Here is a 26,869-nt window from a genome sequence, read left to right on the forward strand (position 1 = left end):
AAGGGAAATGGCGCGAGCGAGTCGGGCGGCGAGAAATTCTGCGCCGCGAGCGCGCCTTCAGTTTGCAGGCGGCGCGCCTCGATCGCGCGCGTCGTTGTTCGGGAAAGCTTGACCGGAAGCGGCGACATGCACGGTCCTCTCGGCTTGGCGCGAAGTAAACTTACACGCCATGTGTCATTTTAAATTGACACCTTTGGCCGCTCCGCGCAAGCTCGCGTGACAGATTTAGTCAATAATCGGCAGAAATTGACGGCTGTGGCGTAGCAATCTCCTCAAACAGGGTCCATTCTCTGATGTGGGCTGAATGAAACCGGGGGTCTGTTCATGTCTGCTGGCGTCAACGCCGGACGCCTTGAGGGGCTGTGGGGCGCCTTAGCGGGGCCTGCCGTCGGCCCGTTGGGGATCGGCTATGCCCGATAGGTCCGACACGCGCCCCGAACTGACGCTGACGCTCGACAAAGACGGCGTCATCCAGAATGTCGTGCGAGCGAAATCACTGGCGAAAGAGCCGCTCGACCAGTGGCTCGGCCGGCGCTGGGGCGAGATGATGGAGCCGGCGATCGACGACGGCGCGCTGCAGAAGATCGAGGATGTGCGCTTGCGTGGCGACGCCTCCTGTTTTCAGGTGCGTCAGCGGTTTCCAAGCGGCCGCGAACTGGCGATGGAATATACGACCTTCAGTCTTGGCAAGAAGGCGGGTTTTGTCGCGATCGGTCGTAGTCTCGAGGCGATCAGCGAATTGCAGTCGCGTCTTCAGCTCGCCCAGGAAGCGCGCGAGCGAGACTACTGGAAAATGCGCGAAATCGAGACGCGCTACCGCACGCTGTTTGATGCGACGAGCGAGGCTGTGGCTCTGGTCGGCGTCTCCGATCTGCGCGTCGTCGAGGCCAATCTCTGCGCAACCAAGAATCTTGATCTCGCCCCCGGCGCGCCCTTCCTGGCGCGGCTCGACGATCGCGATCGGCGCGTCCTCGACGAAATGCTGGCGAAGACCCGCGAAGAAGGCCGCGCGCCTGGCGTCGTGCTGCGCGCGACGCCATTTGGCCAACTATGGAGCTTGCGCGCGTCCTTGATGAATGCGGAGTCGGGCGCGCTTTATCTTTGCCAGCTCGCGCCGATGCGTGATCAGGGCCCCGCAGCCGAAAAGGCCGATGGTTTTTCGATGAAAACCTTCGTCGATCGGATGCCCGACGCCTTTGTCGTCGTCGACCGCGACGGCGTCGTACAGGCCGCAAATGACGCTTTCCTTGATCTCGTGCAGATCGGTTCGGAGGCGGCGGCGATCGGCCGTAAATTGACGCGATGGCTCTCAAGCCCAGGCGCCGACGCCAATCTGGTGATTGCGCTCGTTCAAAAACACGGCGATGTGCGGCGCTTTCAGACCGCGATTGACGGAGAGCTTGGCCAATCGACCGGCGTCGAGATTTCCGCTATCGGCGACGACGCCTCACAGCCGAGCTATTTCGGGCTGCTCATCCGCGATTTTGGTCATCGCCGTGCGGCCGCAGACGCGCCGCCGCGAGCGGTCGAGAATGCATCGGTTGCGATCGACGATTTTGACAATCGAACGCTGGAGCAGATCGTCAAGATGACCACGGAAACGATCGAGCGCAAAGCCATTGCGCGTGCGCTTGAACGGTTCCGCGGCAATCGCACGGTCGCCGCCCGCCATCTGGGTTTGAGTCGGCAGAGCCTGCATGCGAAACTAAAAAAATACAAACGAGAATAGGTTACAAAAGCCATTCCATTCGCAGGCAGGGGAAGCTAAGCCGTGACCCTCGATCCCGCCGCCCCGCCAGCCTTCGGTCAGGCGAATCTTTCGAACTGCGAACGCGAGCAGATTCATTTCGCCGGTTCGATACAGCCGCATGGCGCGCTTCTGGCGGTTCGCGAGTCGGACGGCGTCATCGTGCAGGAGAGCGGCAACGCAGCTTCCTTTCTTGGCTACACCCAACCCTTGCGCGGCGCGCATCTGCGCAAGCTTGGCGGCGACCTCTGGAGCCGCAGCCGCCTTTACCTTGACCGTCCGGTAGACGCCATCCCCGTGGCCCTGCGGTGCGCCGCCGGCGCCCGAGCAGAGCCGCTCAATGCGCTCTTACATCGTGCGCCGCGTGGCGGCCTCATCGTCGAACTGGAATATGCGGGACCCCCCGTCGACTATACGCTCGCAATTCAGCGGGGCGTTGACACGATCCTCTCATCCTCGACCCTGCGTGGGCTTTGCGACGCCTGCGCCGCGATGTTTGGCGAGCTGACCGGCTATGACCGCGTCATGATTTATCGCTTCGATGATGAAGGGCATGGCGAGGTCTTCTCAGAAACAAAGCGCCCGGAGCTCGAAGCTTTTCTGGGCAACCGCTATCCCGCCTCCGACATTCCGCAGATCGCGCGACGTCTCTACGAGCGCAACCGGGTGCGGCTGCTCGCAGACGTGGACTACACGCCGTCGGCGCTCGAACCGCGACTTTCGCCGCTCACAGGCGAAGAGCTTGACATGTCGATGTGCTTCCTGCGCAGCGTGTCGCCCATCCATCTGCAATATTTGAAAAACATGGGCGTGGCTGGGACGCTCGTCGTGTCGCTCATGGTTGGCGGAGAACTGTGGGGCTTGATCTCCTGTCATCATTACGCGCCACGCCTGATCCAGTTCGAAATGCGCGCCGTCTGCGAATTGCTGGCTGAGGTCATGGGGACGCGCATCGCGGCGCTGGAGAGTTTCGCACAGGGCCAGGCCGACCTTTCCGTGCGCCGCCTGGAGCAGCGCATGATCGAAAGCGTGACGCGCGAGGGAGACTGGCGTGGCGCGCTGTTCGACAGAGCACGCTCCCTGTTGCTGCCGCTCAACGCCAGCGGCGCCGCGCTGCTGTTTGAAGGCAAGACGCAAACCGTCGGCGACGTGCCTGGGTCGGAAGAAATCCGCGCCCTCGGCGAGTGGCTGGAAAAGCGCCTCGATGACGGCGTCTTCGCAACGTCCGCCCTCTCGTCGCAAGAGCCCGGCTTCGAGTCTCTGACGGGCGTCGCGAGCGGTGTGATCGCGACGCGCGTTTCCAATGAACCTGGCGAGCTGCTGATCTGGTTTCGCAAGGAGCGCGTGCGAACCGTGACGTGGGGCGGCAATCCATTTAAAGCGCCGTCCGACGGGGACGATCCAAACGAGCTCTCGCCGCGCCGCTCATTCGCCCAGTGGCACCAGGTCGTCGAGGGCACCTCCGATCCTTGGACCGCCGCGGATCGCGCGGCCGCGCGATTGATCGGCGAGAGCGTCACCGACGTCGTTGTGCAGTTTCGCTCTCTGCGGATTCTCGTCGCGCAAGATCAACTCGAGCATGTCTTGCGCCAGGTTCATTCCTCCAGCCAGCAGATCGTCGTCGCGGCCGCCGACGGCGCTGTGCTCGAAGCGAATTCGGCGCTCAATCTCCTGCTTGGCCTGCCGCGACCGCTTCGTCATCTCGATGAATTAAGCGCCCATTTCGCTGATCCCGACGAGGTGGAGAAAAGGTTGCGTGCGCTGCGCGACAGCCGCACGCCCTGGCGCGGCGAAGCGCTGCTCGTTGATCGAATGGGGGGAACGCGGCCGATCGCCGTACGCGCCGATCCCGTGCTGGCGTCGCGCGACCGTATATTAGGCTATGTCATTCTCTTCACCGACCTTGCCGAGCGCAGGGCGGCGGAGGCGGCGCGCCGGAATTTTCGCGACAATCTCCTGTTGAGCCAACGGCGGCTGATGCGTCGCATCGACTCGAGCGCCGCGCTCGCCATCGAGAATGTAATGTCGAGCATCATCGACAATGCGCAGCTCGCCGCGCTGGAAATCGCCGACGGTCTGGACACCGCCGGCATTCCGGACACGCTGGAGAGCGTCCGGGCTTCGGTCGCGCGGGCTGCGGAAGTGCTTGAACATATTTCGGTCGGCGGCGCCTCGACGGCGGACGGACGCTCGGCTTCGAAAAGCTACGGCGGAAAAAAATGACCGGGCGCGCGTCCGTTCGCGAGGCGCTGCGCGCCGCGACTCGCCAGACGCATCAGCGTTTGCATCGCCATGCCGGACTTTCGGCGGCGGCGCGCGGCGCGATCGGCCTTGATGATTACCGTCAATTGCTGATGCGGCTCTATGGTTTTCACCTAGCTTTCGAGGACGCTCACGCAAGCGCCATGCAGAATCTCGGATTGATCACGAACTCGCGCGCTGAGCTTATTGCATTGGATCTTGCCGCGCTGGGGATCATGCGCTTCGACGTTTGCCGCCTGCCGCGGTGCGCGGCGCTGCGTGAGCCTTCGAGCGAGGCTTGCGCGCTCGGCGCGCTCTATGTCGTCGAAGGCTCTGCGCTTGGCGGCGCGCTGATCGCGACGGCGCTGGCACCGGTCGCTGGCGAGGCGCGCCGGTTTTTTCTCGGCGGTCCGTCAGGCGGCGAGGTCTGGCCAAGCCTGCTAGCGCGCGTCGAGACCCTGGCGCCTGGCGAGCAACAAGCGCGCGCCATCGACGCTGCGGTCGAAACCTTTCGAATCTTCGAAGAGTGGATGTTCGATTGGCGCGCCGCCCCGTCTTGCCTCGATCGCTTGGCGGTCAGCTCCGGCAGCGAAAACTAGAGGCGGCGTTCCGACCTAGCCTGGCGCGTCGACGCGCACGGCTGACGCAGGACCAGCTTTTTCGCCAGAATCGTCGCTGTCGCCGCATCAGACGCGGTGGCGTCTGCGCCGACCTGCGCAACGAGATTGGGATTGCGCTTAAAGAGGGGCCCCCCGACCATCACGCCGACGTCGGCGTTCGCGGAGGATTCGCGCACCGCCCGAATGGTGCGCGCCAGCGTCTCCAACTCTGACTCGGCGCTCAGGGTTATTCCGAAGACGCCAAACCAACCGCTCGCCGAAACGTCGGCGACGCCGTCAGCGTCGAGGTCCCTCTCGACGCGTACGTCCCAGGAGGCGTTGCGCATGAACACCGCAACCATGTCGACGCCGAAGACGTGCTTTTCACCGGGAAGCGTTGCGAGCAGCGCGCGCTGGCGCGGATCGCACGCCGTCGATTCCTCGACGCCGCCGAAGCGGCACATCAGCTTCTGCATTCGTGCGACGCCGAGCGTGACGTCGATGAAATCGCAGCGATCTTCTTCCCAAAGAACGCCGAGGTGACGCGCCGCTTCGGCGAGAAGTCCGACGAAAAGCGTTTCGAGCGAATGGCCCTTGGCGCGCATCTTGTCGAAGAACGCCGATGATTCTTCGCCGTCGTCGCGCGTCAACAGCGCGCCGAAGGTTTCGATCTCCTCGGTTTGAAACGCCTTCTCCGGTTCATGCGCCAACAGCGCGTGGTGCATCAGCTGGAGACGTGGAACGATGTCGTCGAGGATCACGCAGGCGAGTCGCGCCTGCCGGGCCTGGAGGTCGGATCGCACGATGACGTCAGGCTCGGGCCATTCTTGAAATTCGTTCGGGCAGGGAGACGCGCCAGGGATCGCGCGGCGGGCGGAAGCGGGATCGAATTCGCCTAGATCGGTCATCGTCTGGCCTCCCGAGCCGGTCGCCACGGCGATGGCCCGCCGGCGCCCATGCCCCGAAATCATCGTTGTTGCGTTCCGACCTTCCGAACGGACATTTCAAGCGCTACATCTTGACAGCCATCCGGTATTTTCGGGCGAGCGGCCCCGCCTCTATTATTATGAGAATGAAGAGTTTTTTAACTTTTCCTGAGTTCGCCATTCGAGCTCACAGCAGGCCATCGCCCGCATGAAAAGCATTCAAACGCACAAAAACGCGATAGTAAAGCTTAATTGACGATAGCTTTGCGGTAGCCTTTGGTGTGTCATGCAGCACGGACACATGCGAGAGCCCGGCAATGGGCTTTAGAATCCGCTCACTGCGACATCGAGCAGGGCAGCACGATGAAAAAGATGCGCTCGATTTTTTTTGCGCTCATCGCAACTGGCGCCGTTACGCTTTCGCTTGGCGGTTTGTCGGAGTCCGAGGCCGGACTCGTGATCCAACGCCTTCATATCGGTGAGACTCCTGTCACGGTCATGCGCAAGTCCGACAGTCCGCCGGCGCCGGCGATCGTGATCGCCCACGGCTTTTCCGGCTCGCAGCAATTGATGGCGCCGATCGCAAGGACACTCGCGCGAAACAACTATGTGGCGGTCACCTTCGACTTCTCCGGGCACGGCCGCAATCCGAGGCCGATGCCGGGCGGTCTCGCCAAACTCGAAACGAGCACGGCGGCGCTCCTCAAGGACATCGACGAGGTCGTGCGCTTCGCGCAGCGTCAGCCCTGGGCCGATGGGCGGGTCGCGCTCGTCGGACATTCGATGGCCACCGATCTCGTCGTGCGTCACGCGATTAGCGATCCGCAGATCGCCGCGGTCGCGGCGTTTTCCTTTTTCGGCGAAGGCGTCACGCGCGACCAGCCAAAAAATCTCATCATCATCGACGGCGCATGGGAGTCGCAACGGCTGATCGAGGCCGGCGTGCGCGTCGTTTCGCAAGCAGCCGGCGGGACGGCGCAGGCGGGCGTCACCTATGGCGACATCGCGCGTGGAACCGGGCGCCGGCTGGCGATCGCGCGGGGCGTCGAACATATCGGCGTTCTCTACAGTCGCGACGCGATGACCGAAACGCTCAATTGGGTGAACGCGGCGTTCGGGAGAAGCGAGTCCGGCTACATTGACGCCCGCGGCCCCTGGCTCGCGCTGCTGTTTGCGGGCCTCATCGCCCTGATGCGGCCGCTCGCACAGTTCCTGCCGCAAGTCTCGCCCGTTCCGCTTGGCGCCGGGCTGCCATGGCGGCGCTTGGCGCCCATCGCCATAGCGCCAGCGTTGCTGACGCCGCTTATCCTGTGGAAGGCGCCGACGGATTTCCTGCCGATCCTGCTCGGCGATTATCTCGTCGCTCATCTCGCGGTCTACGGCGTCCTGATATTCGCCGGCCTGTGGCTCGCACAAGGAGGCTTGCCAGTCTTTCGGCCGCCGCGCTGGAAGCCCTTGCTCATCGCGGCCGTCGCGCTTGCCGCTTTGTACACGCTCGTTCTCGGCCTGCCGCTCGACGCCTATGTCATCTCTTACCTGCCGACGGGCGTTCGCGCGCCGCTTGTCCCAATAATGTTTATCGGTTGCGCGCTTTATTTTCTCGCCGACGAATGGATGACGCGCGGCCCGGGCGCCGCGCGCGGCGGCTATGTCTTCAGCAAGTTCTGCTTCATCGCCTCACTTGCGATCGCGGTGGCGCTGAATCCAAGGCGGCTGTTCTTTCTCGTCATTATCGCCATCGTCATCGTCATTCTGTTGACGGTCTATGGGCTGGTGGGGAGATGGGTCTATGCGCGCACGCGCGATCCGCGCGTCTCGGCGCTCGGCGCAGCCTTCGGCCTCGCCTGGGCGCTGGCCGTCACGTTCCCGATCGTCGACTGAGTCTTGCGCGGCTCCCATCGAAGCGCGAGATCGGCGAGATGCGCGAGGAAGGCCATGGCGAGACTTGCGGCGATCGCCAGCGTCGGCGCGCCCGCGAGGGCGCAGCGCAGCGCGACGAGCAGAGCCGCCCCAGCCAGGAGATTGCAGAGAAAGCCGGCTGGCGGCGGCCCGCGCCGGGTGAGTGTTTGCAGACCAAGAACGCCGATGGCTTCGAGCGCCACGAGGATCAAGATCCAGTCGATGAGTTGCGGGTCTACCACGAAGGCGCTCATGCGCGTTCCGCCGGGCGTTTGGCCTTGGGCCAATAGGTTGCGAAGGGCTTGTTCAATTCGACCATGCGCCAGTTGAGACAGCCCGCGAAACTGACCCAGGCGAGATAGGGCAGGAGCAATGCCGCGGCGGATGTCGAGATCGCGCCGACGGCGATGACCAGCGACAGGACTGACAGCCACAGGAAGACGAGTTCGACGAGCGCCCAGTCGGGCCGCCGCAGCTTGAAGAACAGCGGGCTCCAGGCGATGTTCAGCACGGCGTTGATCGCAAAGAGCGCCAAAAGTCCGACGCGCGTCCCATCGTCCGGCGCCTGTTCCCAGGCGAGAACGCCGCTCGTCGCGGTCAGCAGGAAAATCAGCGTCCAGGCCGGGCCGAACAGCCAGTTCGGCGGACGCCAGGACGGAAAATTCAAGCCCTCGTACCAATCGTTTATTTCAGTGGCGAGACCGCCGAGCAGCGCCACGAGCGCGACACTCGCGGTCGCGACTGCGACGAGAGTCCAGCGATCGGCCGCGAGCGAATCCATCATGGCGAGGCGAGTCTCAAGAGATGCGCGAGATCCTTGAAGAAGATGCGCACATGCGCCATCGGATCCGCGCGCACGAGCTCTTTGTTCATATAGGCCTCCCAGGTGAGGCGCTGAACGTCAGGATCCTTGCAGATATTGACGAAGGCCTCGCGCAGCCGATCATTGCGATACCAAAAATATTGCATGATCCCGAGAATGAAGAAGACCCGCCCGTGCAGCTTCATGAAACGTTTGCGCGCCATCGAGAGCGCGCGAGCGTCTCCCGTGCGCAGGCATTCTTCGACAGCGTCCGCCGAAAGTCGGCCGCCGAGCATGGCGTAATAAATGCCTTCGCCCGACGCGGGCGCGACAACGCCAGCCGCATCGCCGGCGAGAATGACGTCGCGGCCATTGTCCCAGCGTTTGAGCGGCTTCAAGGGAATTGGGGCGCCTTCGCGGCGCACGGTCGATGCATCGCAGAGGCCCGTGCCGCCACGCAGATCGCGCACGGAGTTTTTAAGTGAAAAGCCTTTGTTGGCGCTTCCCGTGCCGACGCTCATCGTGTCGCCATGCGGGAAAATCCAGGCGTAGAAATCCGGCGAGAGCACGCCGCGATAATGAATTTCGCAGCGATCGGGGTCGCTGGCTTCGGCGGGCGGCGTTTCGATGATTTCATGATAGGCGAAGACGAAGCGCGTCTTGTCGGCACCGGGCACTTCTTGGCGGCCAACCTGGGAAAGCGCGCCGTCGGCGCCGATGACGCAGCGCGCGCGAAGAGTCCGCGGCTCGGTTTCGCCTTTGGCGCGGTAATGCACGCGCGCAACGCCGTCTTCGTCGCGCGTGATCCTCTCATAGGCGCCCGTCACGCGCATCGCGCCACAAGCGGCCGCGCGGCAGCGCAGCCATTCGTCGAATTCGCAGCGGTCGACCATGCCGACGAAGCCGCCCTTGATCGGCATGTCGACGGCGACGCCCTTGGGTGAAATCATCCGCGCCGAGGAGACGCGCGCTTTCAGCAGATGATCGGGTATGCCGAAATCGCGAATGAGCCGGGGCGGAATGGCGCCGCCGCACGGCTTGATGCGGCCTGCCTTGTCAATGAGCGCGACTTTGCGGCCGCGCCGCGCGAGATCATGCGCGGCCGTCGCGCCCGCGGGTCCGCCGCCGACGACAGCGACGTCAAAGAGCGCGTCTTCACTCATCATCGGCTCCTTTAGGACTGCGCCGTCGCGACATGCGGCGGCAATGGCGCGCTCGCGCGCGCGGGCTGCGGCGAGGCGACTCGGCTCGCGAGCGCGGCCGAGACGACGAAGAGCAGGGCCTCGCCAATAAAAACCACCGAATAGGCAGCGAGCGGCGTCGCGACGGCGAGTTTCGCGAGATCGACCAGAACCGTCGCGCCGAAGCCGCCGAGACCGAAGGCGACGGCTTGCGCGGCGCCCCACAGCCCCATGCGCGTGCCGGCGCGCGTGTGCGCGCCTTCGCCTGCGAGCCCCATCATCGACCCGATCGCGGCGACCGCGAAGGCGCCGTTCGAAATCCCGAGCGCGAAGACAGATGCGCGCAGCGCCAGCGAGAGTCCGGCGTAGCCGCTTGCCGCGACGCAGATGAGCGAAGCGGCTGACGCGGCGCAGCCGGCGACGGTCCACATCCGCAGCGAGCCCAGACGCGGTCCGCCGATTCCGGTCGCGGCGAACGCGACGCCGATCATCCCCAGCAGGACGCCGCCGTGCTGAAGGCCAGCGAGCTTGGTGGTCGCGCCGGGAGTCATGCCGAAGACGACGCCGGCGAAGGGCTCAACGAGCAGTTCCTGCATGCTGTAGGCGAGCATCGAAACGAAGATGAAGATGGTGAACCGGCGCGCCGCCGACTCGCTCCACACCTGCATGAAGGCCGCACGGAAGGGCGGCCTCTGCGCCGCCGAAACCGGCGATGGGGCGTCCGTCTCCAAGCCAATGACGGCGATCGTCGCCGTCAACCAGGCCACGGAGCAGACGCAGGCCGTGACGACGACGAGGCGCTGCATCGAAAAGGGATCAAGAAAGTGCCCGGCGAGCGGCGCGCTCACCGCGAAGCCGAGGATCATCATCACCCAAACGGTCGTCGCGGCGGCGGCGCGGCGCTCAGGCGCGACGCGCGTCGCCAGCATCGCGAGCACCGACGTGCCGGCGGCGCCGGCGCCCATGCCGACGAGAAGAAAGGCGAAGGCGGCGAGCGCCAAGCCCGCGGCGAGGTTTGTCGCGGCAAGCGCCGTGGCGAGCGCTGCGCCGACGCCGCCGAGCGCCAACGCCGCGAGGCCGCCGACGATCCAGGGCGTGCGACGCCCGCCGACGTCGGCGCCATATCCCCAGGCGGGGCGCAGAACCTGGATCGCGTAATGCGAGGCGACGAGCACTCCAGGCACAAAGGCCGGTAACGCGAGTTCCACCGCCATCACGCGATTGATGGTGGAGGTCATCAGAACGACGACGGCGCCGAGCGCGGTTTGGACAAGTCCGAGCCGGATAATGCCGGACCAGGCGAGCGGCGGCGCGTTCATCGATGTACCCCTATCCACGCATGGCGAAGGCGCTGACCAGCATGCCAAGCACGTAAAGAGTCGTGCCCGTGGCGTTATAGAAGGGCGCCTGTTCGCGCGGATGTGCGAGAAGTCTGCGCATCAGCGCGAATTGTCCGGCGAGCAGCGCCGCGACGATCGCCGCATAAACAGGGCGCTCCCAATAGGCGAGCAGTCCGACGACGACGAACTGCGGCGCCGCCATGACGTAACAGGCGAAGCGGGCCGCTTCGTCGACGCCAAGCTGCACCGGCAATGACAGAACGCCCATGCGGCGGTCGCCGTCGACCGACTTGAAGTCGTTCAGGGTCATGATGCCATGCGCGCCAAAGCTGTAGAGCAGGGCGAGCGCGATAATGCGCCAGTCGGGAAGCGAGGCCGCCATGACGGCGGCGCCGGTGAACCAGGGCAGGCCTTCGTAACAGAGCGCGACGGCGGAATTGCCCCACCAGCCATTCTGCTTCAGCCGCAGCGGCGGCGCGCTGTAGACCCAGGCGAGAACGAGGCCGAGCACCGCGGCGGCAAACACCCAGAGACCGAGCGCCGCCGCCACGGCGAGCGACAACACGGTCCAGAGGCAGGCGATGTAAAAGCCCCACCGGCCGGGAATGCGGCCGGAAGGAATTGGCCGGTTCGGCTCGTTGATGGCGTCGACGTGACGATCGTACCAGTCATTCACGGCCTGGCTCGTGGCGCAAACCAGCGGTCCGGCGAGAACCACGCCGGCGAGCGCAAAGGACCAGCGAGAGAGCGGCGAGACTCCAGACGAAACGATGCCGCAAGCAAAGGCCCACATCGGCGCGAACCATGTGATGGGCTTGAGAAGCTCGAGAACGGCGGCAGGTTTCGGCGTCTGCATCATGCGACGCTATGCTTGACGCTAATTTATGTCAACCTAGATTTACACAAAGGCTGCGGACGTGGCGTCACTCGCCGTCGCCCGCGACTTCGTCGTCGTCGAGGTCGCCTAGCCCGTAGCGGCGCAGCTTAGTGTAGAGACCCTGGCGGCTGAGGCCGAGCATTTCAGCCGCCGAGGCGCGATTGTCATGCGTCAGCTCCAGCGCGGCTTCGATGCACAATCGTTCGATGAGATCGGTGGTTTCGCGCACGAGATTCTTCAGCGGCACGCGGCCGACAAGATCGGCGAACTGCTCGGCCGTTCGCGGCAGCTCATGGCCGCCGAGCCGCTCGCGGCCGGCGCGCCAGCCGGCGCTGCGGATGCAAAAGCCAAGATAGTGGCGTGCGCCCTCGGCGACGTCGACGGCGGAGATCTCGACATCTTCCGAGGAGCCGTATTGGCCGCGCGCGAGCGTCGAGAAATGGCGCACGATGCCATGCGTCTGGAGATTGGCGAAGAGCACCTCGGCGTCGACCCCGGGCCGGCCGATCCAACGCTCGATCGGTTCGCCGCGCAACTGTTCCTCCGAACCCGCTTGCGCCAGATCCACGAAAGCCGCATTGGCGGCAAGAATCCGCCGGTTGCTGTCGGTCAACGCAAAGGCGTCCGGCATCCGCTCGAGCGCGGTGAGCATGCCGGTCTTTTCGCCCGAGAGCGCCGTTGCGCCGCCCATCCGCGACAGTATGACAATGATGTTGGCGTCGCCGTCCTGCCGAAACAGTGCGCCAGAAAGCAGCAGCGATTCCCTGCTTTCGGCGAGCTGGGCGTGGACATTGTCGACGCGCGGCGCGACGAGCAGCGCGGTGACAAAAGACTGCGCGGCGCGGCGGCTCGCCTCGTCGAAGAGATCGCCGAAAGGGGCGCCGACGATTTTTTTGGCGGCTTTGCCGACCAGCGCGACCGCCGCGGGATTGGCCTCAGCGATCCGACTGCCGGCGCCGTCGAGGATTAAGATCGCCTCTGAGGAGAGCTGGAACAGCAGTCGATAGCGCTTCTCTGCGTTGCGGATGCGGTGATATTCGCGCTCCATCTCCTGCTGCGCCTCGGCGACGCGCTGCTGCAGCACGGCGAGCGGCCGAAGATCGCGGCCGAACGCGACGATGGCCCCGCCCGCCGCGGCCCGCACGGCGCTGTAGCGGACCGGGAGGTCTGGGCCCGAAGGCGCCGGATGGTTGACCTGCCGCCCGCGCGGCGTCGTCCCCTTTTGCGCGTCGCGCAGCAGCGCTTCAATTTTCGGCCGGCTCTCGATTGTCACCGTATCGATCCACGGCCGACCGACCCATTCGCGTACGGGCGCATTGCATTCCGCGCTGGCCGCCGCGTCGATGATGACGCCTTTCGCGTCAACGATGAGCGTCAAATCGGCGGCGGCGGCGAGAAGGCCGGCGATTCCTTGTGCATCGAGCGCGCCGAGCCGTGCGTCGGCGCTTAGAAATCCCGTCGTGGTCGCGGAGGAGGGCGCGTCGCTCACAAAGAGTTTCTTTCGGTTTCGACCAGATTCTCCGACAGGCGGTCTGTGCGTTGATGCTTACAAACTCGCCCAAAGCTTAGCAAGAAGGCTGCCTCTCTCGGCCACCCCACGCCGCACCGGCGCTCGCATGCGATATTGCGCGCATTGCTCAAGACCTTCCGGCCGAGTCTCGCTGTAATGGCCGGGACGCGTCGCAATCCTCGCGCGTCGATAAAAATTTTTCCGAACCCAACTGGGACGCCCGCCGGCGCCTACTTCCAAAGGACCATAAACCAGGACGGCGGTTTTGTCATGTAAACATAACGTCAATTTTAGTTGACACTTTCCGGCAAACGGCCTTAAGCTTCCTCCAAGGGTGAAGCGCGCCGCGTGCAAACGGGGCTAATCACTCGCAAAAACAATGCGGCGCGAGGAAGCGGGCATGAGCGATCACCGGCCTCAAATTGCCAGACCGCTGTATACGGCCGAGGAGCGCCGCCGCCGCGACGCGTCTGTTTGGACCCTCGTCCAGGGCGTGCTCGCGCCCGCGCAGTTCTTCATCTTTCTCGTCAGCTTGATTCTCGTGCTGCGCTATCTCGCGACCGGAGAAGGCGAAGCCGCCGCGACGGCGTCGGTCGTCGTCAAGACTCTGGCGCTCTACGCCATCATGATCACCGGCTCCATCTGGGAGAAAGAGGTCTTCGGCCGCTATCTCTTCGCCCCGGCGTTCTTCTGGGAAGATGTGTTCAGCATGCTGGTGCTGGCGCTGCACACGGCTTATCTCGCCGCGCTCGCCTGTGGCTGGCTCGATGCGCGCGGCCTCATGTTCCTCGCGCTCGCCGCTTACGCCGCCTATGTCGTCAACGCCACGCAGTTCCTGCTCAAACTGCGCGCCGCGCGCCTGCAGGAGCCTGCACGCGAAAAAACCGAAATGGAATGCGCGCTATGAATGCGCTCGCGCCACTTTCGGGACTCGCCAAAGGCGCCTGCGACGCCGCGCCCGTCATGCAGGAGCGCGGCCAGCGCGAAGTGTTCTGCGGATTGACCGGCATCGTCTGGCTGCACCGCAAGATTCAGGACGCGTTCTTCCTCGTCGTCGGCTCGCGCACCTGCGCGCATCTCATCCAGTCGGCGGCGGGCGTGATGATCTTCGCCGAACCGCGCTTCGCCACCGCCATTCTCGAGGACCGAGATCTCGCCGGCGTCGCCGACATCGACGACGAACTCGACGCCGTCGTCGATCGGCTGCTGGCGCGACGCCCCGAAATCAAGCTTCTGTTTCTCGTCGGCTCCTGCCCGTCGGAAGTGATCAAGATCGATCTGTCGCGCGCGGCCGCGCGCCAGTCGAGACAGCACGCGCCGCGCGTGCGCATTCTGAGCTATTCGGGCAGCGGCATTGAGACGACGTTCACACAGGGCGAAGACGCCTGTCTCGCCGCGCTCGTGCCCACGCTTCCGCCCGAGCCGGAAAATGCTTCACATTCGCTGCTGGTCGTCGGCGCGCTGGCCGATATCGTCGAGGACCAGTTCGCCCGCCTCTTCGACGTGCTGGGCGTCGCGCCTGTTCGCTTCCTCCCCATGCGCCACGCCGCCGACCTGCCGCCGGTCGGCCCCAGCACGTCGTTTCTTCTCGCCCAACCTTTCCTCGCCGATACGGCGCATGCGCTGCAGGAGCGGGGCGCCCGCTGGATCGAGGCGCCATTTCCGCTCGGCGCTGAAGGCGTGACGCTCTGGCTGCGCGCGGCGGCGAAAGCCTTCGGCGTCTCCGAGGCGCGTTTCGACGCAGTAACGTCGCCGGCGCGCGCGCGCGCGGAGGAGGCGCTCGCCCATTATCGCGACGCGCTCGCCGGCAAGCGGGTTTTCCTCTTCCCGGACTCGCAGCTCGAGCCGGCGCTTGCGCGCTTTCTCGCGCGCGAAATGGCGATGCGGATCGTCGAGATCGGCACACCCTATCTGCATCGCCGTCACATGGCCGCCGAGCTCGATCTGCTGCCGAAGGACGCGCCGATCGTCGAAGGCCAGCACGTTGAAAAGCAGCTCGATCGCTGTCGCGCCGCGCGTCCCGATCTTGTCGTCTGCGGCCTGGGCCTCGCCAATCCTCTGGAGGCGGAAGGCTTCGCGACGAAATGGTCGATCGAACTCCTGTTCTCGCCCATCCAGGGTTACGACCAGGCCGGCGATCTCGCCGAACTCTTCGCGCGGCCGCTCAACCGCCGCGCCCGGCTCGAGGTCTAGGCCATGCAGCTGACGCTCTGGACCTATGAAGGACCGCCGCATGTCGGCGCCATGCGGGTCGCGGCGGCCATGCGCGGCTTGCATTACGTGCTGCATGCGCCGCAGGGCGACACCTATGCCGATCTTCTTTTCACGATGATCGAACGGCGCGACACGCGCCCTCCGGTGACCTATACGACTTTCCAGGCGCGCGACCTCGGCGGCGACACGGCGGAATTGTTCAAGAGCGCGGCGCGCGAGGCCTATGAGCGTTTCTCCCCCCAGGCGATGATCGTCGGGGCGTCCTGCACGGCGGAGCTGCTGCAGGACGACCCCGGCGGTCTCGCCAAGGCGCTCGATCTGCCGTGTCCCGTCATTCCGCTCGAACTGCCCGCCTATCAGAAAAAGGAGAACTGGGGCGCGTCGGAGGCTTTCTATCGTCTCGTGCGCGGCCTGGCCGGCGCGCGCCGCGACAGGCCATTACGCGATCGCAAGAGCTGCAATATTCTTGGTCCCACGGCGCTGGGCTTTCGTTGCCGCGACGACGTGCGCGAGATCGCAAAACTGCTCGCAACGCTCGGCGTCGACGTCAATGTCGTCGCGCCGCTTGGCGCCAGTCCGAAGGATCTGACGCGCCTCGGCGACGCCGATTTCAATGTGCTGCTCTATCCGGAAATCGGGCTCGCCGCCGCGCAATGGCTGGAGCGTGCGCATGGCCAGCCCTTCACCCGCAGCATTCCGATCGGCGTCGGCGCGACGCGTGACTTCATCGCGGAAGTCGCCCGGATGGCCGAAATTGATCCAGCGCCGGCGTTGGAGACGAATGACTCGCGCCTGCCTTGGTATTCGCGCTCGGTCGACTCGACCTATCTTACCGGCAAGCGCGTCTTCATCTTCGGCGACGCGACGCACGCCATTGCCGCCGCGCGCATCGCGCAGGATGAACTCGGATTCCAGGTCGTCGGTCTTGGAACTTATGCGCGCGAATTTGCGCGCGACGTTCGCGAGGCGGCCGCGCGCTACGGGGTCGAGGCGCTCGTCACCGACGACTATCTCGACGTCGAAGCGAAAGTCTCCGAACTGCAGCCCGAACTCGTGCTCGGGACGCAGATGGAGCGTCATATCGCCAAACGGCTCGGCCTTCCCTGCGCGGTGATCTCGGCGCCCGTGCATGTGCAGGATTTCCCCGCCCGCTATTCGCCGCACATGGGGTTCGAAGGCGCGAATGTGATCTTCGACTCCTGGGTTCATCCGCTGATGATGGGGCTTGAGGAGCATCTTCTGACGATGTTTCGCGACGACGCCGAATTCCATGACGGCGCCGCGCCCTCGCATCTCGGAGAGGAACAGGAGCCTCGGCGACCAACTTCAGCGGCGGTCGTGAGCGACATCGTCCTCGCCTGGGCCGACGACGCCGAGAAGGAGCTCAAGAAGATCCCCTTCTTCGTGCGCGGCAAAGCGCGCCGAAACACCGAAAAATTCGCCGCCGAGCGCGGCCTTGCGACCATCACCGTCGAGACGCTCTATGACGCAAAAGCGCATTTCGCACGCTGAGGCGACGCCCGTGAAAGTCGTCATCGTGACGATGGACACGCATGTGGCCGCCGCGACCGATCGCGCCCGCCGAGCGCTTTCGCGCGAAATCCCCGGTCTTACCCTCAGCGTCCATGCGGCGTCCGAGTTCGCGGCCAGCCCCAAGGCGCTCGACGCCTGTCTCACCGAGATCGCTGAGGCGGACATTATCGTCAACGCCATGCTTTTCCTCGAAGAGCATTTCACGCCTCTGCTTGCAGCGCTTGCGGCGCGCCGCGATCATTGCGACGCCATGATCAGCATCATGTCGGCGGGCGATGTCGCGAAGCTGACCCGCATGGGACGCTTCGACATGAGCGCGCCGACTTCCGGCTTCATGTCGCTTCTGAAACGCTTGCGCGGAAAGAAGGGCAAGTCGGAGGCCGCCGGCGCCAAACAGATGAAAATGCTTCGGCGTCTGCCCAAGATCCTGCGTTTCATACCAGGAACGGCGCAGGACGTGCGCGCCTATTTCCTCACGCTGCAATATTGGCTCGCAGGCTCCGACGAGAACATCGCCAATATGGTCCGCTTGCTCATCGATCGTTACGCTGACGGCCCGCGGCGCATGTTGCGCGGCGCGCTGAATCCCCATGCGCCGATCGAATATCCGGAGGTCGGCCTCTATCACCCGCTCTTGCCGGGCAGGGTGAGCGAAAGGCTCGATCAATTGCCCGAGTCCGCCGGCGGCGCGAAAGCGACGATCGGTCTACTCGTGTTGCGCTCCTATGTGCTCGCGGACAATGCGCGCCACTATGACGGCGTCATCGCGGCGATGGAGGCGCGCGGACTCAAAGTCATTCCGGCGTATGCCACCGGACTCGACGCGCGTCCGGCGATCGAGAACTTCTTCTTGCGCGACGGCAGGCCTATCATCGATGCGCTCGTCTCGCTCGTCGGATTTTCGCTCGTCGGCGGCCCCGCCTACAATGACGCGAAAGCGGCCGAGGAAATTCTCGCCAAACTCGACGTTCCCTACATTGCGGCGCATCCGGTTGAGTTTCAGACTCTGGCGGAATGGCGCGGCTCGGATCGCGGCCTGCTCCCGGTCGAATCCACCATCATGGTCTCCATTCCGGAGCTCGATGGCTCGACAGGTCCGATGATCTTTGGCGGACGTCCGCAGGACGCGGGCCTATGCGCGGCCTGCGTTCGCAACTGCGTCTTCCCGGCAAGCGACGGCGCGCGGGACATGCAGGTTTGCGTCGAGCGAGCGGAGATGCTCGCCGCACGGGTCGAAAAGCTCGCACTTCTCCGACGCTCCGAGAGAGCGGCGCGAAAAGTCGCGATCGTGCTGTTCAATTTTCCGCCGAACGCCGGCGCGGTGGGAAGCGCCGCCTTTCTCTCCGTCTTTGAGTCGCTTCATCTCCTGCTGCAGGAAATGAAGCGCAGCGGCTATGCGATTGAGCCGCCGGCGACGGTCGAGGCGCTGCGCAGAGCCGTCATCGAAGGCAACGCCGCGCGTTTTGGCGCCCAGGCCAACGTCCACGAGCGGGTCGCCGCCGACGACCATGTGCGCCGAGAGACGTGGCTCGGCGACATCGAATCGCAATGGGGTCCGGCGCCTGGGCGGCATCAGAGCGACGGCGGCTCAATCCATATCTACGGCGCGCGCTTCGGCAATGTCTTCGTCGGCGTCCAGCCCGCCTTCGGCTATGAGGGCGATCCGATGCGGCTGCTGTTCGAGAAAGGCTTTGCGCCGACGCACGCCTTCTCGGCCTTCTATCGCTGGGTGCGCGAGGATTTTGGCGCCGACGCCGTGCTGCATTTCGGCACGCATGGCGCGCTCGAATTCATGCCCGGCAAGCAGACCGGCCTCTCCGCTGACTGTTGGCCCGACCGGCTTATCGGCGATCTGCCGAACTTCTATCTCTACGCCTCCAACAATCCGTCCGAAGGCGTGCTGGCCAAGCGCCGTTCCGGCGCGACGCTCGTCAGCTATTTGACGCCGCCGGTCGCCAACGCCGGGCTTTATCGCGGACTGAGCGAATTGAAATCTTCGATCGCTCGCTGGCGCGGCGTCAGCCCCGCCGAGACGGGCGAGCGCAATGAACTCGCCGAGCTCATTCAAGCCCAGGCGGCGGCGCTCGACCTTTGTGCGGCGGAGCCGGCATGGCGCGGCGTGGCGGAACAGCAGATTGCGAAACTCGCGAGAGCCGTTCTCGAACTCGAATACACGCTCATCCCGCATGGCCTGCATGTGGTGGGCGAACCCATGGCGCTGGACGCGCGCATCGACATGCTGCTGGCGATGTCCGAGGCGTCGGGCGGGCAGATCAAGCGTGAGACAATCGAGGCGCTGACGCAAGGTGCTTCGCCCGAAAGCCTCTCCGACAATGAGGCGGCGGCCGAAACGCTGCACATGCTTGCGCGCGCAGACGCTGCGCTCGCACAGGATCACGAACTTAAGGCGCTGATCCATGCGCTGGACGGTCGCTTCGTGCGGCCTGTGCCAGGCGGCGACGTCTTGCGCACGGCCGACGTGCTGCCGACGGGCCGCAATCTACACGGCTTCGATCCGTTCCACATTCCGAGCGTCTTCGCCGTGCGGGATGGCGCACGACAGGCGGCGCGGCTCATCGAACGCCACATGAACGACGTCGGCGACCTGCCGGAAACGATCGCCCTGGTGCTGTGGGGCACCGACAATCTCAAGACGGAAGGCGGGCCGATCGCGCAGGCGCTGGCGTTGATCGGCGCGGAGCCGCGGTTCGATGGCTACGGCCGGCTTGCCGGCGCGACGCTTCTATCGCTGGAAAAACTCGGCCGGCCGCGCATCGACGTGATGATTTCGCTCTCGGGGATCTTCCGCGATCTCCTGCCGCTTCAGATTAAACTGCTGGCGCAGGCGTGCTTGCTGGCGGCGTCCGCCGACGAGCCTGTGGAACAGAATTTCGTTCGCAAACACGCGCTGGCTTTCATAGGCCAATTTGGCGGCGATATGGAAACCGCGGCGCTCCGCGTCTTCGGCAACGCTGACGGCGCCTATGGCGCAAACGTCAATACAATGATCGACGGCGGCTGTTGGGAAGACGAAGATCAGCTCGCCGAAGCCTATATGCGCCGCAAGGGCTTCGCCTATGGCGTTTCCGGACAGCCAACGCGACGCAACGAGGTGCTGCAGAGCGTCCTTTCCGGCGTCGACTTCGCCTATCAGAACCTCGACTCGGTCGAGCTCGGCGTCACCACGATCGATCATTACTTCGACACGCTGGGCGGCGTCAGCCGTTCGGTGAAGCGCGCCAAGGGCGTCGCCGCGCCCGTCTATATCAGCGACCAGACCAGGGGCGAGGGCGTGGTGCGCACGCTCAACGAGCAGGTGTCGCTGGAGACCAGAACGCGCACGCTCAACCCCAAATGGTATGAGAGCATGCTCAAGCACGGCTACGAAGGCGTGCGTCACATCGAGTCGCATGTGACGAACACACTTGGCTGGTCGGCGACGACCGGGCAAGTCGAACCATGGGTCTATCAGCGTCTGACTGAGACCTATGTGCTCGACGCCGAGATGCGGCGACGTCTGGCGCAGCTCAATCCGATCGCCTCGGCGCGAATCGCCAACCGTCTCATTGAGGCGCATCAGCGCCGATACTGGACGCCGAACGAGGAAACGCTGGCGGCGCTGCAGCAGGCGAGCGAAGAGCTCGAAGACAGGCTCGAAGGCGTCGTCGAGGAGATCGCGGCATGAACATTCCGATCCGCAAGCCGGTCGAAACCGACTCCTTTCAGGTCGAGCTGGATCCGGCGATCAGCATCGGCGCCGCGAAGGTCTTCGCCATCTATGGCAAGGGCGGGATCGGCAAAAGCACGACGTCGTCGAATCTCTCCGTCGCCTTTTCGAAACTGGGCAAGCGCGTGCTGCAGATCGGCTGCGATCCCAAGCATGATTCGACCTTCACGCTGACCAAGCGCCTCGCGCCGACGGTGATCGACGCGCTCGAATCCGTGAAATTCCATTCCGAGGAATTGCGCGTCGAGGACTTTGTCGTCGAAGGCTACAATGGCGTGATGTGCGTCGAGGCCGGCGGGCCGCCGGCCGGCACGGGCTGCGGCGGCTATGTCGTCGGCCAGACGGTGAAGCTCCTCAAGGAGCATCATCTCCTCGAAGATACCGACGTCGTGATCTTCGATGTGCTCGGTGACGTCGTCTGCGGCGGCTTCGCCTCGCCGCTGCAGCATGCCGGCCGGGCGCTGATCGTCACGGCCAATGACTTCGACTCGATCTTCGCGATGAATCGCATCGTCGCTGCCATCCGCGCGAAGTCGAAGAACTACGAGGTGCGGCTTGGCGGCGTCATCGCGAATCGCAGCGTCGCGACCAATGAGATCGACCGCTACAATGAGGCGGTGGGCCTCAGGCGCGTCGCGCATTTCCCCGATCTCGACGTCATCCGCCGCAGCCGCCTCAAGAAATCGACGCTCTTTGAGATGGAGCCATCGCCCGAACTCGAGGCGGTGCAGAACGAATATCTGCGCCTCGCGGATGAGCTGTGGAACGGCTACGCGCCGCTCGACGCTGCGCCCATGAAGGACCGCGACCTTTTCGAATTTTTGGGGTTCGACTGATGACGACGCCAAGCTATGTCGCAAGACGCGGCGAACTCGAGGCCTATTTCGATCGGACCGCCGTCGAGGCGTGGAAGCGCCTGACCTCCGACGCGCCGGTCAATCGCATTCGCGCCACGGTGCGCGCCGGCCGTGAGGCCATGCGCAACAGGCTGTTGTCCTGGCTGCCGCAGGACCTTCGTGGCCAGCGTTTGCTCGACGCCGGTTGCGGCACGGGCGCGCTGGCGATTGAGGCGGCGCGTCGCGGCGCCGAGGTCATCGCGGTCGATCTTTCGCCGACGCTGATCGCTCTGGCGCAAGAGCGCGCGCCGCGCGATTTCGGCTCGGGCCGCGTGACCTTCGCCGTCGGCGACATGCTGAATCCGGCCCTTGGGCGTTTCGATCATGTCGTCGCCATGGACAGTCTGATCCATTACGAGGGCGCCGATATCGCGCGAACGCTCGCCGCTTTGGCGCCGCGCGTCGACGGCAAGCTGATCTTCACCATCGCGCCGCGCACTGCGGCTCTTGCGGCGATGCACGCCCTCGGACAGCTGTTCCCGCGCGGCAATCGGTCCCCGGCCATTGCGCCGATCGCGCTTTCTTCACTCGAACGCCACATGGCGGCGCAGAACGCGCTCGGCGATTGGCGCGTCGCGCAAAGCGGGAAGATCGTGAGCGGCTTCTACATCTCGCAGGCTGTGGAGGCGCGACGCTCATGAACCGCGCCAGCGCCGTTCTGGTCAAAGGCCTGATGCGCATCGGTCCGCAGATTCTGCCCTTTGCCGACGCAGGTTCCGCCGAACTGCCGATGCCGCGGCTGCTGCGGCTCTCGCTGTTCCAGGTGACGGTCGGCATGGCGGCGGTGTTGCTCATCGGCACGTTGAACCGCGTGATGATCGTCGAACTTGGCGTGCCCTCCTGGCTTGTCGCGCTAATGCTGTCGCTGCCGCTGCTCTTTGCGCCATTGCGCGCGCTCATCGGCTTTCGTTCGGACACGCATCGCTCGGTGCTCGGCTGGCGGCGCGTGCCGTACATCTGGTTCGGCACCATGCTGCAGTTCGGCGGCCTCGCGATCATGCCGTTCTCGCTGCTGATCCTCTCCGGCGATACGACGGGACCGATCATCATCGGACAGGCGGCGGCGGCCTTGGCGTTTCTTCTCGTCGGCGCAGGTTTGCACACGGTGCAAACGGTCGGTCTCGCGCTCGCCACCGATCTCGCGCCGACGCATACGCGGCCGCGCGTCGTTGCGCTGCTGTGCGCCATGCTGCTCGTCGGCATGGGGGTAAGCGCGCTCGCTTTCGGCGCGCTGCTCGCGAACTTCAGCGCCATCCGCCTCATTCAAGTCGTGCAGGGCGCCGCCGTCGTGACGATGGTCTTGAATTGCGTGGCGCTGTGGAAGCAAGAAGCGCGCGGCGCTCTCCCGCCCGTGCAGAACGTCGACTTCTCGGAAGCCTGGAAGCGTTTCGCGAGCACCGGCCGGGCGCGACGGCGGCTGTTCGCGACCGCGCTCGGCACCGCCGGCTTCAGCATGCAGGACATCTTGCTCGAACCCTATGGCGGGCGCGTGCTGCACTTGCCGGTCAGCGCAACAACGGCGCTCACCGCGATGCTGGCGCTCGGCAGCGGCGTGGGACTCGCCATCGCCGCGCGCTGGCTGACGCGCGGCGCCGACCCTCACCGCGTCGCCGGCGTCGGCGCGGTTGTCGGCGTCGTCGCCTTCTTCGCGGTGATCTTCGCGGCGCCGGCGGACTCCTCGACGCTGTTCAGCATCGGCGTCATGCTGATCGGACTGGGGGGTGGCCTTTTTGCGCATGGCACGCTCACCGCCTCCATGCAGACGGCGCGGCCGGAAGATCGCGGGCTCGCGCTTGGCGCATGGGGCGCCGCGCAGGCGACCTCGGCCGGTCTCGCGATTGCGGCGAGCGGCGTGATTAATGACGCGGGCTCCATGCTTGCCGCCAGCGGCGCGCTGGGAGAGGCGCTTGTGAGCCCCGCAAGCGGCTACGCCATGGTCTATGTCATCGAAATCTTCCTGCTGCTCGCGACGGTCGTCGCGATCGGACCTTTGGTCCGCTTTAAGGAGCAGGATGGCGAAGCGCCGACGGACTTCGATCTCGTTCCCACGTCAAGTTTCAACTCCGGAGTGATGCAATGATACGCGGAGCCATCACCAGCAACATCGATGTCGCGCAGGTCGTCCTTTACGCCTTCTTCATCTTCTTCGCCGGCCTCGTTTTCTATCTGCGCCGCGAGGATCGCCGCGAGGGCTATCCTCTGGAGTCCGAGGTTGGTCCGCAGAGGGATCGCGGCTTCCTGCTGATCCCAACGCCCAAGACCTTCCTGCGGGGGGACGGCGCAAAAATTCAAGCGCCGGGTTTTAAACCAGATCCACGAACGCCGAACGCCACGAAAGTGGCCGTCTGGCCTGGCGCGCCGCTGACCCCGAACGGCGATCCCATGCTCGCGGAAGTGGGACCGGGCGCCTATGCGCTGCGCGTCGATGTGCCGGAGAAAATGCACGACGGCCGCGATCTCATCGCGCCATTGCGCGTCGCCACAAATTTTGCGGTGTCGAGCGAAGATCCCAATCCCATTGGCATGGAGGTCGTCGCCGCGGATCGACGCATCGCCGGCGTCATCAAGGACGCCTGGGTTGATCGCGCGGAAGATTTTATACGCTTCTATGAAGTCACGCTGAGCGAGGGTCGAGGCGACGTGCTTCTGCCCGTGCCCTTCGCCAAAGTCGACGGCGCGAGGCGACAGATCCATGTCGAAGCGATCCTTGGCGATCAGTTCGCCAACGTTCCAAGGACACGCAATCCCGATCAGGTGACGCTGCTCGAGGAAGAAAAGATCGCCGCCTATTATGGCGCGGGCACGCTCTACGCGACGCCCGCAAGAGTGGAGCCGCTGCTGTGAAGGCCATCAATCTCGAGAAGCTCTTGCCGGAAGACGTTCCACAAGGAGAGCGCATCCTGTGGCACGGCCGTCCTCAGTGGACGAGTCTCTTCCGCCGCGCCTACCGAGGCGACATTGTCGCCGGCTACTTCGCGGCGCTGACCGCGTGGAACGTCTTCGATGCTGCGGTTGAATCTGGGGCGGGGTCCGCCGCGCTGGCGGGCGCGCGCACCCTGGCGATCGGTCTTGGCGCGCTGGCGCTGCTTGCCGTGCTCGCCTGGGCCTCGGCCCGCACGGCGCTCTTCATTATCACCTCGCGCCGCGTCGTGATGAAGATCGGGGTCGCCTTACAGGTCTTTTACAATCTGCCGTTCTCGCAGATTAGAGCCGCGGGCTTGCGCATCGAAAGCAACGGTTCGGGCGATGTCATGCTGACGCTCTCACCCGACAAGCGAATCGGCTACCTGCATCTTTGGCCCTTCGCGCGGCCGTTCCGCTTCGCGCATCCAGAGCCCGCGCTGCGCGGCCTCGCCGATGCAAGACATGTCGGCGACATCTTGGGGCGCGCGCTTGTCGCGGCCGCGGCCGAACGTGGCGACATGTTCGTGATTGGCGAAGACGACGCAGTCGCATCCGCTTCGTCGCAAAAGGCAGGCATGCCGGCGGGCGATGCAGTCGCAGCGTGACGGATGGGAAGGGCTTCGATCATGAGCCAGGCGTCTATCGGCAAGAGTCAAGAGCTTTCGAGCGCACAAGACGGCGTGCCGCGCCCGATCCTACGCGGCGCCGGCGTTCTCATCCTGTTTGCTCTGCTTGCGACGGGTTTGACCAGATTCACTGGCGTCGGCGCGGTGCATATGCCGTTGAAGAATGCGGTCGAGAGTCTCGCATTGCTCTTCGAAGATCGCAATGATGGCTCGGTGGCCGTGCGCGACGCTCGCGACGGCGCGCTGTTTTATGTCGTGCAGCCGGGCGCCTACGGCTTCATTCGATCGACGTTGCGCGGGCTCGCGCGTGAGCGGCGCCGATCGGGCCTCGACGCATCGACGCCCTTTGCTTTGACGCGTTGGAGCGACGGCACGGTTTCGCTCGAAGATTCGGCGACCGGGCGACGCGTCAATCTTGACGCCTTTGGACCGGACAATGCGCGCGCCTTCGCGCAGCTCTTTTCGGAAAGGAGGCGCGAGCCATGAACTGGTTGCTCCCCATCACCCGCCAGACGTTCGAAGCGCCCTGTAGGGTCGAAATCGGCCATACGGCGGAAAGCCTCTTCGCTCATGTCGAGATCGAAGGCGATTTCGACATAAGGCCGGGCGATCGCGTGTTTGTGCAAAATGCGCCAGTTGATGCGCCCTTCGGCTATCGCGTCACGGTCGAGCGCCGCGCGACGATCATTCGCGCCGGCCTCATCGAACGGCTGTGGGCGCGCTTTCTTGGCAATTTCGAGCTCACCGAACTTTACGACGTCAGCTTCACGAACAGGAGCGCGCTATGAACGCCCCGTTGCGCCACAACGTCTCGATCGAAGCGACCCGCGTCGCCCAGGAAAACACCCTTCTGAGCCCGCGCTTCTACACCACGGATTTCGCGGAGCTTGACAAGACGGACGTCTCTCCTGTGCGCAAGGAGTGGGATGCGCTGATGGAGGAGATGCGCGCCGACCCCAACAATAAGCATTTCCAGCGCACCGAGGAGTTTGACGCCGCCTTCGTCTATTCGGAAGAACTCGACAAGGAGTTCCGTGACTTTCTCATCAGCTCGATCACCGCGGAGTTTTCCGGCTGCGTGCTCTATGCCGAGATGAAAAAGCGCGCCCACAATCAGGACATGAAGGACCTCTTCGGCTTCATGAGCCGCGACGAGGCGCGCCATGCTGGATTTATCAATGATACGCTGAAGGATTTCGGCATCGGCATCGATCTGAGTTTCTTGACGAAGACGAAGAAATATACGTTTTTCAAGCCGAAGTTTATTTTTTACGCGACCTACCTGTCCGAGAAAATCGGCTACGCCCGCTATATCACCATCTTCCGCCAGCTCGAGCGCCATCCCGAGCGCCGCTTCCATCCGATCTTCAAGTGGTTCGAGAAGTGGTGCAACGACGAGTTCCGTCACGGCGAGGCCTTCGCATTGCTGATGCGCGCCAATCCGAAGCTCGTCTCGGGCCTCAATGTTTACTGGATCAAATTCTTCCTGCTTGCCGTCTTCGCAACCATGTATGTGCGCGATCATTGCCGCCCCGCGTTCCACGCGGCGATCGGCATGCATCCTGACGACTACGACTTCAAGGTGTTGCGCCTCACGACCGAGATCTCTCGCCAGGTGTTCCCGATTACGCTCGATCTCGATCATCCGCTGCTCAAACCCGGCCTCGACCGTCTTGTGGCGATCGAACGCGCGATCGCCACGGCAAAGAAGCAGAAGGGCGTCGTCGCCCGGGCCAAGCAGGCGGCGCTGACCGCAGCGGCGGCCGCGACCTTCGCGCGGCTCTATTTTCTGCCCGCGAAATCCAACGCGCTGCCGGCGCAAATTCGTCTTGCGCCGGTGTGGTGAG

23 protein-coding genes are annotated in these 26,869 nt (G+C 64.5%); 16 read left to right on the plus strand and 7 right to left on the minus strand.

Annotation, left to right across the window (positions count from 1 at the left end):
* Window positions 1-409 precede the first annotated feature (409 nt).
* The 3 genes from ppsR (ACPS74_RS12235) to ACPS74_RS12245 are packed head-to-tail and all read left to right on the plus strand — an operon-like array spanning window position 410 to window position 4,587.
* Window positions 410-1,729 carry a transcriptional regulator PpsR gene (ppsR, locus tag ACPS74_RS12235; RefSeq protein WP_036241277.1) on the plus strand — a complete coding sequence of 440 codons (1,320 nt, stop codon included), beginning with the start codon at window positions 410-412 and terminating at the stop codon, window positions 1,727-1,729.
* Between the two features lie 42 nt (window positions 1,730-1,771).
* Window positions 1,772-3,970, plus strand: a complete 2,199-nt coding sequence (locus ACPS74_RS12240) for a GAF domain-containing protein (protein ID WP_029648443.1) — start codon at window positions 1,772-1,774, stop codon at window positions 3,968-3,970.
* Entirely contained in the window at window positions 3,967-4,587 is a 621-nt protein-coding gene (locus ACPS74_RS12245) for a biliverdin-producing heme oxygenase (RefSeq protein WP_051381672.1), read from the plus strand. The genes ACPS74_RS12240 and ACPS74_RS12245 overlap by 4 nt, the downstream gene beginning before the upstream one ends.
* Here ACPS74_RS12245 and ACPS74_RS12250 read toward each other — a convergent pair.
* The gene (locus ACPS74_RS12250) at window positions 4,584-5,495 is read right to left on the minus strand and encodes a cobalamin B12-binding domain-containing protein (protein ID WP_162231960.1); all 912 of its coding nucleotides are present in this window, start codon (window positions 5,493-5,495) and stop codon (window positions 4,584-4,586) included. The two genes, ACPS74_RS12245 and ACPS74_RS12250, sit on opposite strands and share 4 nt — an antisense overlap.
* A 381-nt stretch (window positions 5,496-5,876) precedes the next feature.
* Between ACPS74_RS12250 and ACPS74_RS12255 the strand changes: the two genes are divergently transcribed.
* A complete protein-coding gene (locus ACPS74_RS12255; protein WP_029648440.1) occupies window positions 5,877-7,394 on the plus strand; it encodes an alpha/beta hydrolase in 1,518 nt (505 codons plus the stop codon).
* Here ACPS74_RS12255 and ACPS74_RS12260 read toward each other — a convergent pair.
* The 6 genes from ACPS74_RS12260 to ppsR (ACPS74_RS12285) all read right to left on the minus strand — a co-directional run bounded on the left by ACPS74_RS12260 (window position 7,301) and on the right by ppsR (ACPS74_RS12285) (window position 13,101).
* Window positions 7,301-7,666: a hypothetical protein gene (locus ACPS74_RS12260; protein WP_036241271.1), complete on the minus strand. Its 366-nt coding sequence runs from the start codon at window positions 7,664-7,666 to the stop codon at window positions 7,301-7,303. The genes ACPS74_RS12255 and ACPS74_RS12260 overlap by 94 nt on opposite strands.
* The gene (locus tag ACPS74_RS12265) at window positions 7,663-8,193 is read right to left on the minus strand and encodes a TspO/MBR family protein (RefSeq protein WP_029648438.1); all 531 of its coding nucleotides are present in this window, start codon (window positions 8,191-8,193) and stop codon (window positions 7,663-7,665) included. Before ACPS74_RS12265 ends, ACPS74_RS12260 begins: the two co-directional genes overlap by 4 nt.
* Window positions 8,193-9,380 (minus strand): geranylgeranyl diphosphate reductase, encoded by a 1,188-nt coding sequence (locus ACPS74_RS12270; RefSeq protein ID WP_029648437.1) that lies wholly within the window; start codon window positions 9,378-9,380, stop codon window positions 8,193-8,195. Before ACPS74_RS12270 ends, ACPS74_RS12265 begins: the two co-directional genes overlap by 1 nt.
* A gap of 8 nt (window positions 9,381-9,388) precedes the next feature.
* Window positions 9,389-10,714, minus strand: coding sequence for a BCD family MFS transporter (locus ACPS74_RS12275; protein WP_029648436.1), 1,326 nt, complete (start codon window positions 10,712-10,714; stop codon window positions 9,389-9,391).
* Between the two features lie 10 nt (window positions 10,715-10,724).
* Window positions 10,725-11,591, minus strand: a complete 867-nt coding sequence (gene chlG, locus ACPS74_RS12280; RefSeq protein ID WP_029648435.1) for a chlorophyll synthase ChlG — start codon at window positions 11,589-11,591, stop codon at window positions 10,725-10,727.
* A gap of 67 nt (window positions 11,592-11,658) precedes the next feature.
* Window positions 11,659-13,101, minus strand: coding sequence for a transcriptional regulator PpsR (gene ppsR, locus ACPS74_RS12285; RefSeq protein ID WP_029648434.1), 1,443 nt, complete (start codon window positions 13,099-13,101; stop codon window positions 11,659-11,661).
* Between the two features lie 421 nt (window positions 13,102-13,522).
* Here ppsR (ACPS74_RS12285) and bchF point away from each other — a divergent pair, with 421 nt between their 5' ends.
* From bchF to acsF, 12 genes are read left to right on the plus strand one after another with little or no spacing between them, the layout of a single operon-like run.
* A complete protein-coding gene (gene bchF / locus ACPS74_RS12290; RefSeq protein ID WP_029648433.1) occupies window positions 13,523-14,029 on the plus strand; it encodes a 2-vinyl bacteriochlorophyllide hydratase in 507 nt (168 codons plus the stop codon).
* On the plus strand, window positions 14,026-15,315 hold the full coding sequence (locus tag ACPS74_RS12295) for a ferredoxin:protochlorophyllide reductase (ATP-dependent) subunit N (protein ID WP_029648432.1): 1,290 nt from the start codon (window positions 14,026-14,028) through the stop codon (window positions 15,313-15,315). The genes bchF and ACPS74_RS12295 overlap by 4 nt, the downstream gene beginning before the upstream one ends.
* A gap of 3 nt (window positions 15,316-15,318) precedes the next feature.
* A complete protein-coding gene (bchB, locus tag ACPS74_RS12300) occupies window positions 15,319-16,848 on the plus strand; it encodes a ferredoxin:protochlorophyllide reductase (ATP-dependent) subunit B (RefSeq protein ID WP_029648431.1) in 1,530 nt (509 codons plus the stop codon).
* A complete protein-coding gene (locus ACPS74_RS12305; RefSeq protein WP_029648430.1) occupies window positions 16,820-20,554 on the plus strand; it encodes a magnesium chelatase subunit H in 3,735 nt (1,244 codons plus the stop codon). Before bchB ends, ACPS74_RS12305 begins: the two co-directional genes overlap by 29 nt.
* Window positions 20,551-21,432, plus strand: a complete 882-nt coding sequence (gene bchL / locus ACPS74_RS12310; protein WP_029648429.1) for a ferredoxin:protochlorophyllide reductase (ATP-dependent) iron-sulfur ATP-binding protein — start codon at window positions 20,551-20,553, stop codon at window positions 21,430-21,432. The genes ACPS74_RS12305 and bchL overlap by 4 nt, the downstream gene beginning before the upstream one ends.
* Window positions 21,432-22,133: a magnesium protoporphyrin IX methyltransferase gene (bchM, locus tag ACPS74_RS12315; RefSeq protein ID WP_029648428.1), complete on the plus strand. Its 702-nt coding sequence runs from the start codon at window positions 21,432-21,434 to the stop codon at window positions 22,131-22,133. The genes bchL and bchM overlap by 1 nt, the downstream gene beginning before the upstream one ends.
* Entirely contained in the window at window positions 22,130-23,572 is a 1,443-nt protein-coding gene (locus tag ACPS74_RS12320; RefSeq protein WP_029648427.1) for an MFS transporter, read from the plus strand. The genes bchM and ACPS74_RS12320 overlap by 4 nt, the downstream gene beginning before the upstream one ends.
* Window positions 23,569-24,336 carry a photosynthetic reaction center subunit H gene (gene puhA, locus ACPS74_RS12325; RefSeq protein WP_029648425.1) on the plus strand — a complete coding sequence of 256 codons (768 nt, stop codon included), beginning with the start codon at window positions 23,569-23,571 and terminating at the stop codon, window positions 24,334-24,336. The genes ACPS74_RS12320 and puhA overlap by 4 nt, the downstream gene beginning before the upstream one ends.
* Window positions 24,333-25,001, plus strand: a complete 669-nt coding sequence (puhB, locus tag ACPS74_RS12330; protein WP_051381670.1) for a photosynthetic complex putative assembly protein PuhB — start codon at window positions 24,333-24,335, stop codon at window positions 24,999-25,001. Before puhA ends, puhB begins: the two co-directional genes overlap by 4 nt.
* Window positions 25,002-25,022: 21 nt before the next feature.
* Window positions 25,023-25,508 carry a photosynthetic complex assembly protein PuhC gene (puhC, locus tag ACPS74_RS12335; RefSeq protein ID WP_029648422.1) on the plus strand — a complete coding sequence of 162 codons (486 nt, stop codon included), beginning with the start codon at window positions 25,023-25,025 and terminating at the stop codon, window positions 25,506-25,508.
* Window positions 25,505-25,810 (plus strand): hypothetical protein, encoded by a 306-nt coding sequence (locus ACPS74_RS12340; RefSeq protein WP_029648421.1) that lies wholly within the window; start codon window positions 25,505-25,507, stop codon window positions 25,808-25,810. The genes puhC and ACPS74_RS12340 overlap by 4 nt, the downstream gene beginning before the upstream one ends.
* Window positions 25,807-26,868, plus strand: a complete 1,062-nt coding sequence (acsF, locus tag ACPS74_RS12345) for a magnesium-protoporphyrin IX monomethyl ester (oxidative) cyclase (RefSeq protein ID WP_029648420.1) — start codon at window positions 25,807-25,809, stop codon at window positions 26,866-26,868. The genes ACPS74_RS12340 and acsF overlap by 4 nt, the downstream gene beginning before the upstream one ends.
* Window position 26,869 lies beyond the last annotated feature (1 nt).

It is taken from the genome of Methylocystis sp. SB2 (assembly GCF_049817085.1).
In the GTDB taxonomy this organism is placed as follows: Bacteria; Pseudomonadota; Alphaproteobacteria; order Rhizobiales; family Beijerinckiaceae; genus Methylocystis; species Methylocystis rosea.

Bases quoted from the DNA above. Each gene is read 5' to 3' on its own strand.
- ppsR (WP_036241277.1), top strand. From the start codon at position 410: ATGCCCGATAGGTCCGACACGCGCCCCGAACTGACGCTGACGCTCGAC.
- ACPS74_RS12245 (WP_051381672.1), top strand. From the start codon at position 3,967: ATGACCGGGCGCGCGTCCGTTCGCGAGGCGCTGCGCGCCGCGACTCGC.
- ACPS74_RS12250 (WP_162231960.1), bottom strand. From the start codon at position 5,495: ATGACCGATCTAGGCGAATTCGATCCCGCTTCCGCCCGCCGCGCGATC.
- ACPS74_RS12255 (WP_029648440.1), top strand. From the start codon at position 5,877: ATGAAAAAGATGCGCTCGATTTTTTTTGCGCTCATCGCAACTGGCGCC.
- ACPS74_RS12260 (WP_036241271.1), bottom strand. From the start codon at position 7,666: ATGAGCGCCTTCGTGGTAGACCCGCAACTCATCGACTGGATCTTGATC.
- ACPS74_RS12265 (WP_029648438.1), bottom strand. From the start codon at position 8,193: ATGGATTCGCTCGCGGCCGATCGCTGGACTCTCGTCGCAGTCGCGACC.
- ACPS74_RS12270 (WP_029648437.1), bottom strand. From the start codon at position 9,380: ATGATGAGTGAAGACGCGCTCTTTGACGTCGCTGTCGTCGGCGGCGGA.
- ACPS74_RS12275 (WP_029648436.1), bottom strand. From the start codon at position 10,714: ATGAACGCGCCGCCGCTCGCCTGGTCCGGCATTATCCGGCTCGGACTT.
- chlG (WP_029648435.1), bottom strand. From the start codon at position 11,591: ATGCAGACGCCGAAACCTGCCGCCGTTCTCGAGCTTCTCAAGCCCATC.
- bchF (WP_029648433.1), top strand. From the start codon at position 13,523: ATGAGCGATCACCGGCCTCAAATTGCCAGACCGCTGTATACGGCCGAG.
- ACPS74_RS12295 (WP_029648432.1), top strand. From the start codon at position 14,026: ATGAATGCGCTCGCGCCACTTTCGGGACTCGCCAAAGGCGCCTGCGAC.
- bchB (WP_029648431.1), top strand. From the start codon at position 15,319: ATGCAGCTGACGCTCTGGACCTATGAAGGACCGCCGCATGTCGGCGCC.
- ACPS74_RS12305 (WP_029648430.1), top strand. From the start codon at position 16,820: ATGACGCAAAAGCGCATTTCGCACGCTGAGGCGACGCCCGTGAAAGTC.
- bchL (WP_029648429.1), top strand. From the start codon at position 20,551: ATGAACATTCCGATCCGCAAGCCGGTCGAAACCGACTCCTTTCAGGTC.
- bchM (WP_029648428.1), top strand. From the start codon at position 21,432: ATGACGACGCCAAGCTATGTCGCAAGACGCGGCGAACTCGAGGCCTAT.
- ACPS74_RS12320 (WP_029648427.1), top strand. From the start codon at position 22,130: ATGAACCGCGCCAGCGCCGTTCTGGTCAAAGGCCTGATGCGCATCGGT.
- puhA (WP_029648425.1), top strand. From the start codon at position 23,569: ATGATACGCGGAGCCATCACCAGCAACATCGATGTCGCGCAGGTCGTC.
- puhC (WP_029648422.1), top strand. From the start codon at position 25,023: ATGAGCCAGGCGTCTATCGGCAAGAGTCAAGAGCTTTCGAGCGCACAA.
- ACPS74_RS12340 (WP_029648421.1), top strand. From the start codon at position 25,505: ATGAACTGGTTGCTCCCCATCACCCGCCAGACGTTCGAAGCGCCCTGT.
- acsF (WP_029648420.1), top strand. From the start codon at position 25,807: ATGAACGCCCCGTTGCGCCACAACGTCTCGATCGAAGCGACCCGCGTC.